This window comes from Actinomadura syzygii, assembly GCF_008085905.1.
GTDB classification, from domain to species: domain Bacteria; phylum Actinomycetota; class Actinomycetes; order Streptosporangiales; family Streptosporangiaceae; genus Spirillospora; species Spirillospora syzygii.
Genome location: NZ_VSFF01000010.1, coordinates 537,899 through 546,694, shown reverse-complemented (window position 1 = coordinate 546,694; position 8,796 = coordinate 537,899). Strand labels below are relative to the sequence as shown.

At 69.9% G+C, this 8,796-nt stretch carries 4 protein-coding genes and 1 pseudogene; 1 reads left to right on the top strand and 4 read right to left on the bottom strand.

Annotated features, from left to right (window positions below):
* A partial coding sequence (locus FXF65_RS27915; protein WP_246199163.1) for an alpha-amylase family glycosyl hydrolase occupies nucleotides 1-262 on the bottom strand: 262 nt, incomplete at its 3' end.
* Nucleotides 263-360: 98 nt separating this feature from the next.
* Entirely contained in the window at nucleotides 361-2,367 is a 2,007-nt protein-coding gene (locus tag FXF65_RS27910; protein ID WP_148352973.1) for an alpha-1,4-glucan--maltose-1-phosphate maltosyltransferase, read from the bottom strand.
* A gap of 152 nt (nucleotides 2,368-2,519) precedes the next feature.
* Here FXF65_RS27910 and glgP point away from each other — a divergent pair, with 152 nt between their 5' ends.
* The gene (glgP, locus tag FXF65_RS27905; protein ID WP_148352972.1) at nucleotides 2,520-5,114 is read left to right on the top strand and encodes an alpha-glucan family phosphorylase; all 2,595 of its coding nucleotides are present in this window, start codon (nucleotides 2,520-2,522) and stop codon (nucleotides 5,112-5,114) included.
* Nucleotides 5,115-5,126: 12 nt separating this feature from the next.
* On the opposite strand, the gene FXF65_RS27900 is transcribed toward glgP, so the two are convergent.
* Both FXF65_RS27900 and FXF65_RS43975 read right to left on the bottom strand, forming a co-directional pair.
* Nucleotides 5,127-5,918, bottom strand: a complete 792-nt coding sequence (locus FXF65_RS27900; protein WP_148352971.1) for an SWIM zinc finger family protein — start codon at nucleotides 5,916-5,918, stop codon at nucleotides 5,127-5,129.
* Nucleotides 5,918-8,719 (bottom strand): annotated as a pseudogene (locus FXF65_RS43975) (SNF2-related protein); the annotation flags it as partial. The pseudogene FXF65_RS43975 and the gene FXF65_RS27900, both read right to left, overlap by 1 nt.
* Nucleotides 8,720-8,796 lie beyond the last annotated feature (77 nt).

Here is an 8,796-nt window from a genome sequence, read left to right as displayed (position 1 = left end):
TCTGGGTGTAGCCGGAGATGTCGTAGCCGCCGTCTTTGAGGGGTGATTGGTAGATCGGCAGCAGCCATAGGCAGTCGATCCCGAGCCATTGCAGGTGGTCGAGTTTGTTGATCAGGCCGCGGAGGTCGCCGTAGCCGTCGCCGTTGGAATCGGCGAACCCTCGGACCGACACTTCGTAGAACACCGCCGTCTTGAACCAATGCGGATCGCGCGGTGTTTCCGGACTGAACGCGTCCGGGACTGGCTCGGATGTGGTTGGAATCGCGTCGGGGGGAATTTCGGTGATTGGATCGTCCCTTGGCACCGCGCCCGGCACGGGGTCGTCCGGCGCGGAAGCGGGCCGTGGCTCATAAGGACCGCTCAACTCTCACTTCTCCCGATCGTCAGGATGTGTGCGGGTTTGGTATGTGGGTCGAGGTGGACGTAGTTGGCGGCGGTCCAGGTGTAGACGGCGCCGTCGAGTTGGTCGGTGACGGTGTAGGGGTGGTGGGGGTCGTCGGGGAGTCCGAGGGCGGGCAGGTCGAGGTGGACGGTCGCTTCACGCGCTTGGTGCGGGTTGAGGTTGATCACGGTGAGGACGACGTCGTCCAGGTGCCGTTTGGAGAAGGCCAGCAACTCCGGCTGGTCCACATCGTGGAAATGCAGATTCCGGAGCTGCTGCAGCGCGGGGTGGGTGTTGCGCAGGGTGTTCAGCGTGGTGAGGAGGGGGGCGAGGGTGGTCGGGTCGTCCCAGTCGCGGGGGCGGTATTGGTATTTCTCTGAGTTGCGGTATTCCTCGCTGCCGGGGCGGACGGGGGTGTTCTCGCACAGTTCGTATCCGGTGTAGACGCCCCAGGAGGGGGAGAGGAGGGCGGCGAGGATGGCGCGGATCTGGAACGCGGCGCGTCCGCCGTGCTGCAGGTATTCCGAGAGGATGTCGGGGGTGTTGGTGAAGCAGTTGGGCCGCATGTACGCCGCTGCCGGGCCTGCCAGTTCTTGGAAGTATTCGCGGAGTTCTTGGGGGGAGTTGCGCCAGGTGAAGTAGGTGTAGGACTGGTGGAACCCGGTTTTGGCGAGGGTGTGCATCATGGCGGGGCGGGTGAAGGCTTCGGCGAGGAAGAGGACGTCGGGGTCGGTGGTGTGGATGTCGGCCAGGAGTCGTTCCCAGAACGCGACGGGTTTGGTGTGGGGGTTGTCGACGCGGAAGATCCGCACCCCGTGGTCCATCCAGTGGTGAATGATCCGGCGGACCTCGGTGTAGAGCCCGTCGGGGTCGTGGTCGAAGTTGAGCGGGTAGATGTCCTGGTACTTCTTGGGCGGGTTCTCGGCGTAGGCGATCGTGCCGTCGGCGCGGGTGGTGAACCATTCGGGATGCTCGACCACCCAGGGATGGTCGGGCGAGCACTGCAACGCCAGATCGAGCGCGATTTCCAGGCCGTGGGAGCCCGCGTATTCGACGAAGGCGTCGAAGTCTTCCAACGTGCCAAGGTCGGGGTGGATGGCGTCGTGCCCGCCCTCCGCGGAACCGATGGCCCAGGGGGAGCCGGGGTCGTAGGGGCCGGCGTCCAGGGTGTTGTTGGGGCCTTTGCGGTGGGTGGTGCCGATGGGGTGGATGGGTGGCAGGTAGACCACGTCGAAACCCATGTCGGCGACCGCGGGGAGGCGTTTCATCGCGGTGCGGAAGGTCCCGGAGATGGGGCCGCGCCGCCCCATCGGATCCACCGTCGCACCCTCCGAGCGGGGGAAGAACTCATACCAGGCGCTGAACAGGGCCCGTTGCCGGTGCACGGCCAGGGGGTACCAGTCGCTGACGGTCAACAGGTCACGCAACGGATGACGGGTCAGCACGTCGGCCACGTCCGGGTCGTCGATCGCGTCCATCCGGTCGGTGACCGGGACGGTCTCGTCCCCGAGCCGCCGGGCCAGCCGCTCCACGGTCGGGCGGTCCTTGCCCGGCACCGCCTCGGCCGCCCGCGCGTACAGCAGGGATCCTTCGGTGAGCATGAGTTCGACGTCCTGCCCACGCGGCACCTTGATCCGCGCGTCATGCCGCCAATGCGCGATCGGATCGCCCCACGCCTCCACCCGAAACGACCACGAACCCACCCCGGTCGGCGTCACCCGCCCCGCCCACCGGTCCAACCCCGGCGCCACCTCCGCCATCACCTCACCCGGCAACTCCTCACCCTCCGGCGTCCGCAGCACCACCGCCGCGCCCAACCGCTCGTGCCCCTCCCGGAACACCGTCGCCGACACCTCGACCGTCTCCCCGACCACCGCCTTCGCAGGCCACCGCCCACACCCCACCACCGGCGCCACATCAAGGATCGGAACGCGACCGAGACTCGGAATGCCGGTTCCGCTGGACGTCCCGGACTCGTCGTGCATAAGGCCTCCTCTACCCGTGCGGGAATTCCGAAACGTCCATGCCCGCGAACCGGCAGATACCTCCTCCAAACCCCCGATAACTGTGTGCGACGCGCCGTTCACGCAACCCCGGCTGTCGCGTCCGCGCCGGGCACCGCATAGCGTGACGTTGCGTGAAGGCAATCCGACGATTCACGGTCCGCACCGTCCTCCCGGAGCCGCTCCGGCAGTTGGAGGAGCTGGTCCTCAACCTGCGCTGGTCCTGGCACCACGAGACGCTTGACCTGTTCCGCGCGGTGGACCCGGCGCTGTGGAAGGCCGTCCACCACGACCCGGTGCGGCTGCTCGGCGAGGTCGCGCCGGACCGGCTCGCGCGGCTGGCGGACGACCGTCGGTTCCTGCGCCGGCTCCAGGACACCGCCGAGGACCTGCACGAATACCTGACGGCGCCGCGCTGGTACCAGGCCAGGCGGGACACGCCGACGTCCATCGCCTACTTCTCACCCGAGTACGGGATCACCGCCGCGCTGCCGCAGTACTCCGGCGGCCTCGGCATCCTCGCCGGCGACCATCTGAAGACCGCGAGCGACATGGGCGTCCCGATCATCGGGGTAGGACTTCTCTATCGCCACGGTTACTTCTCGCAGTCGCTGTCGCCGGACGGGTGGCAGCTTGAGCGCTACCCGCCGATCGACCCGAACGGCCTGCCGCTGACGCTGCTCCGCGAGGCGGACGGCACGCCCGTCCGGGTGGCGGTCGGGCTCCCGAAGGGCAAGGGCCTGCACGCGCAGGTGTGGGTCGCGCGGGTCGGGCGCGTCCCGCAACTGCTCCTCGACTCCGACGTCGAGGAGAACGACCGGTCGGCGCGGGACGTCACCGACCGCCTGTACGGGGGCGGCGGCGACCACCGGCTGCTGCAGGAGATGCTGCTCGGCATCGGCGGCGTCCGCGCGATCCGCGCGTACTGCCGCGTCACCGGGCATCCGGCGCCGGAGGTGTTCCACACCAACGAGGGGCACGCCGGGTTCCTCGGCCTGGAGCGCATCCGCGAACTGGCGGACGAGGACGGCCTGAGCTTCGACGAGGCGCTGGAGGCGGTCCGCGCGGGCACGGTGTTCACGACGCACACGCCCGTCCCGGCCGGGATCGACCGGTTCCCGCGCGACCTGATCGGCCGGTACTTCGGCGGCTCGAACGAGGAGGAGCGGGTCCCCGTGGACCGGATCCTCGCGCTCGGCGCGGAGGACTACCCGGGCGGCGACCGCACCGTGTTCAACATGGCCGTGATGGGGATGCGGCTGGCGCAGCGCGTCAACGGCGTCAGTGAACTGCACGGCCGGGTCAGCCGCGAGATGTTCGGCGGGCTGTGGGGCGGCTTCGACACCGACGAGGTCCCGGTCGGGTCGATCACGAACGGCGTGCACGCGGGCACGTGGGTGGCCCGGGAGATGCTGGAGCTGGCCGCGCGGGAGCTGCCGTCGCTCGTCGAGTCCGGGCAGGGCTGGGAGGAGGTGCGGACCCGACCCGGCACCGAGCTGTGGCGGATCCGCGGCGTGCTGCGCCGCCGGCTCGTGCTGGAGGCGCGGCGGCGGCTGCGCGAGTCGTGGCGGCAGCGCGGCGCGAGCGAGGCCGAGGTGGCGTGGACCGACGGCGCGCTCGACCCGGACGTGCTGACGATCGGGTTCGCGCGGCGCGTCCCGTCCTACAAGCGGCTGACGCTGATGATGACCGACCCGGACCGGCTCCGCGCCCTCCTGCTGGACGAGGAGCGGCCGGTGCAGATCGTCGTCGCGGGCAAGGCGCACCCGGCGGACGAGGGCGGCAAGCGGCTGATCCAGGAGATCGTCCGGTTCACCGGGCGGGAGGACGTCCGGCACCGGATCGTGTTCCTGCCCGACTACGACATGGCGCTCGGGCAGCTCATGGTCCAGGGCTGCGACGTGTGGATGAACAACCCGCTGCGCCCGCTGGAGGCGTGCGGCACGTCCGGGATGAAGTCGGCGCTGAACGGCGGGCTGAACCTGTCGATCCTGGACGGCTGGTGGGACGAGTGGTACGACGGCCAGGACGGCTGGGCGATCCCGTCCGCCGACGGCCTCGCGAGCCCCGACCGGCGGGACGAGCTGGAGGCCGCCGCCCTCTACGAGCTGATCGAGGACCACGTCGCCGTCACCTTCTACGACCGTGACGCGAGCGGCCTGCCGCGGCGCTGGCTGGAGATGGTGAAGCACACGATCGCGACGCTCGGCCCGAAGGTGCTCGCGTCCCGGATGCTGCGCGACTACGTCGACGAGCTGTACACCCCGGCCGCCGCGGCGGCGCGGGCCATGACCGCCGACAAGTTCGCGGGCGCCCGCGCGCTCTCGGCGTGGAAGCAGCGGGTCCGCCGGGCGTGGCCGGACGTCGCCGTCGAGCACGTCGAGTCGGACGGGGCGGAGAGCCCGCAGGTCGGCGCCCGCCTCACCGTCCGGGCCGTCGTCGCGCTCGGCGGCCTCGACCCGGACGATGTCGCCGTCGAGGTCGTGTACGGCCGCGTCGACGACTCCGACGCCCTCGTCGCGCCGTCCTACCTGGAACTCGCGGACGGAGAGCCCGCCGAGGACGGACGCCACCGCTACACGGGCGAGGTCCCGCTAGGCCGCAGCGGCGCGTTCGGCTACAGCGTCCGCGTGGTGCCGAGCCACCCGCTCCTGTCGGGCCGCGCCGAACTGGGCCTGGTCGCGCTACCCCCGGACCCGCCCGGCATGACGAACGGCAATCTGCGCTAGCCCCGCCGTCGGCTAGTCGGTTTCGGCGGGGTCTCCGGCCAGGGCCTCGTAGGCCGGGGCGAGGACCTCCGCCAAGCCGCGGCGGCGGATCTTCACCGGCGGGGGCGGGACGACCTGGAGGACCAGGCCCGGCGGGGCGGGAGGGACGGCCGGGCGGTCGCGCAGCCCGGCGAGCCCGGACGGCGGCGTCCAGAACCCGGCGGCGGTGAGCGGCTCGTCGGCCATGTCGAGCGGGTCGGGCTCCACGGCGGAGTCGCGGCGCAGCGACGAGAGGAGGCTCTCGCGGCCCCGCCCGTTCCACAGCAGGATCAGGAACGGGTCGTCGTCGAACTTCTCCGCCAGCAGGTACAGGACGGCGGCGGCGTGCTTGCACGGATCGCCCCAGTCGGGGCAGTCGCACATCAGGTGCAGGTCGGACGCCTCGCCGGGGAACAGCGACAGGCCCAGCTCGGCGAACACCCACTCGATCTCGGGCGGCATCTCCCCGGCGAGCAGCCGCGCCTTGAACACCGCGCGGGACGCCAGCTCCCGCTCCACCGCGCGCCAGCCGTCCGGCTCGATCGCGTCGATGCCGAGCGCCACCTCGTACGGGTCGGGCGCGGTGCCCCGCACCCGCGCCGTCACCTCGTAGGGGGAGACCTTGAGGTCGAACACGTTGCCCTTGCGCGCGTACGTCCGGCCGCGCTGGAGGCGCCCGGTGTCGGCGAACGACTCGACCAGGTCGATGAAGCGGCGCGACCACCACCGCGCGCCGATCGAGCCGCGTTTGGTGCGGGCCTTGAGGCTCTCCGGCTCCTCGGACATCAGCCGCTCACCGCGTCCGGTGACAGCCGCAGGACGTCGCGCAGCTCGGCGACCGACAGCTCGGTCAGCCAGTCCTCGCCGGTGCCGACGATCGAGTCGGCGAGGGCCTTCTTGCGCTCGATCATCTCGTCGACGCGCTCCTCCATCGTCCCGACGCAGATGAACTTGCGGACCTGGACGTTGCGGGTCTGCCCGATGCGGAACGCGCGGTCGGTCGCCTGGTCCTCGACGGCGGGGTTCCACCAGCGGTCGACGTGGACGACGTGGTTCGCGGCCGTCAGCGTCAGGCCCGTCCCGGCCGCCTTGAGCGACAGCAGGAAGATGGACGGTTCGGCGTCGCTCTGGAAGCGCTCGACGAGGTCGTCGCGCCCCTGCTTGGACGTCCCGCCGTGCAGCCACAGCACCGGGCGTTCGAGCCGCCCCGCGAGATACGGCTGGAGCATCGAGCCGAACTCGGCGTACTGCGTGAAGACGAGCGCCTTCTCGCCCTGCCCGAGCACCTCGGCGCAGATCTCCTCCAGCCGTTCGAGCTTGCCGGACCGGCCGGGCAGCCGCGAGCCGTCCTTGAGGAGCTGCGCCGGATGGTTGCAGACCTGCTTGAGCTTCGCCATCGTCGCGAGGACGAGCCCGCGCCGCTGCGTCTCGTCGGCCTCCGCGATCTGCTGGAGCATGTCGTCGACGGTCGCCTGGTAGAGCGACGCCTGCTCGGCGGTCAGGTTGCAGTAGACTTTGATCTCCTGCTTCTCGGGCAGGTCGGAGATGATCGAGGTGTCGGTCTTCAGGCGGCGCAGGACGAACGGCTGGGTGGCCCGTTTCAGCGCCAGCGCGGCCTGCTCGTCGCCGTCCCGCTCGATCGGGATCGCGAACCGCCGCCGGAACGCGGCGCGCGGCCCGAGCAGCCCCGGGTTCGCGAACTCCATGATCGACCACAGCTCGGTGAGGTGGTTCTCGACCGGGGTGCCGGTGAGCGCGATGCGGTTGCGCGCCGGGATGCTGCGGACCGCCCTGGCCTGGCGCGTCCCGCTGTTCTTGAGCGCCTGCGCCTCGTCGCAGACGACCCGCTCCCAGCCGATCTGCGCGAGGGACTCGGCGTCGCGGGTCGCCGTCCCGTAGGTGGTGAGGACGAGGTCGGCGCCCGCCGCGGCCTGGACCAGGTCGTCGCCGCGGTGCCGTCCCGTCCCGTGGTGGACGTACACGCGCAGCTTCGGCGTGAACCGCGCCGCCTCCCGCTGCCAGTTCCCCACCAGCGACATCGGGCCAATCAGCAGCGTGGGGCCGGGGCGCGCGCCACCCTCGCGCTCGGACGCCATCAGGGCCAGCGTCTGGGCGGTGTTGTGGCAGATGATGCCCTCGGCGACGTAGTTATGGTGCTCGGCGACCTCGAAGTCGTAGACGTATCCCTCGTAATCGATGTCCTCCACCGAGACGACCGTGGCGTAGTGGACCTCGCGAGACGCCCGCTCCGCGAGCCCGTCGCGGATCCGCTGGAGGCCGACGCGGTCGAGATCGTCGTAGGCCGCCAGGGTCTGCGCCGTCCACTTGCTGCCTTTGCGGGCCGCGTACTCGACTCGTGCGTCACCGGAGAGGACGCGGTCCATGCCGTGTATCGCCTCCCATGCCGTCTTATTCGACAGCTCCTGGGTTCCGTAGAAATAGACGGTTTTTACTCCGAAATGGCGCATCGGGAGGCCGGTGAGGTCGTGGGCCCGGTAGAGGAGGTCGCTGCCGGGTATTCCCTCTACATTGGTGTTGGGCGGGAGTGAGCAGATCTCGTCCAGCCGAGCCTGTTTGGCCGGATCGGCGATTCCGATGAGCTCATTGAACGAGCGCAGGCTGGAGCCGCCGATCACGCCGACCTGATAAGGACGCCGAACGCGTTTCCCGTTGGTGGCGTACTTCCATTTGGTGGACACGCGCAGCCAGACGCCGAACCGGCGCAGCATCGTGCTGAGTTGGCGGATGATCCAGACGGAGGCCGAACTGATCTCCACCATTCGGCTCGATGCCGGTACTGAGCATTCGGCCGCGAAGTAGTTTCGCAGGAAGATCCGGACGGTGTCGTCGTCGGCGGAGACGATCGTGTCGGGAATGCGTTTGTGCGCGGAGTTTCCGCCCCAGCGGTACCTGTGCTCCTCCAGGAGGGCGCGGTAGGGCATTCCGCTGAACCTCAGATAGGCAGCCCTCGAGCCGGCCGCCGGAATGATCTTCGATTCGTTCATCCGGAGGCCGAATCGCTCGGTGACGCGCAGCAGTCGCGCGCGGAGGTCGTGCAGCACGCCGACGTCCTTCTGCGTGATGACCACGCTCGACCAGCGTCCCTCGGACCCCTCCGCGATCTGCCACGCGAGCAGGACGGTCAGATCCGGGTCGACCGGAGCGCCCCTGTGGTGCAGTCGCGCCGGGACACAGACGCGGGTGCCCGGCCGCAGGTCCCTCGTCCAGTCATCGAGGCCGAGAAGGCGATGACGGCGCGTGACCACGATCTGGCTTCCGTCGTCCAGGGAGACCCTTCGCACTTTCTCCCGGATGTGCTGGCGGTACAGACGGTCGACGTCGGCGGGCGCGATTCGGCCGTCGGCGGTGATGGAGTTCACCGTCAGTGCCTTCGCTGGCTCGGACCATTCGCCTTCCCCATGCCACTGTGGGATCGTCGCGTAGCGCGCCCAGACGTCCTTCGCCTTGGTCAGGGCGCCGTTGACATAGACGAATTCGTCCTTGCCGATACATTTTCCCAAGCCCATCGAGTCGGCCAGGATCCCGCCCAGGCCGATCCCGTCGAGGAATTTCAGCCAGGCCAGGCCGCGCTCCTGGAACGGGCGGAGCACTCCGTTGAATCCCTCGGGGGTGCGCATCGGGACGAGCCGCCGGTCGGCCTCCC

What these genes read in the sequence shown, in the direction of transcription:
- FXF65_RS27900 (WP_148352971.1), bottom strand. Translation starts at nt 5,918, where the DNA reads ATGTCCGAGGAGCCGGAGAGCCTCAAGGCCCGCACCAAACGCGGCTCG.
- FXF65_RS27910 (WP_148352973.1), bottom strand. Translation starts at nt 2,367, where the DNA reads ATGCACGACGAGTCCGGGACGTCCAGCGGAACCGGCATTCCGAGTCTC.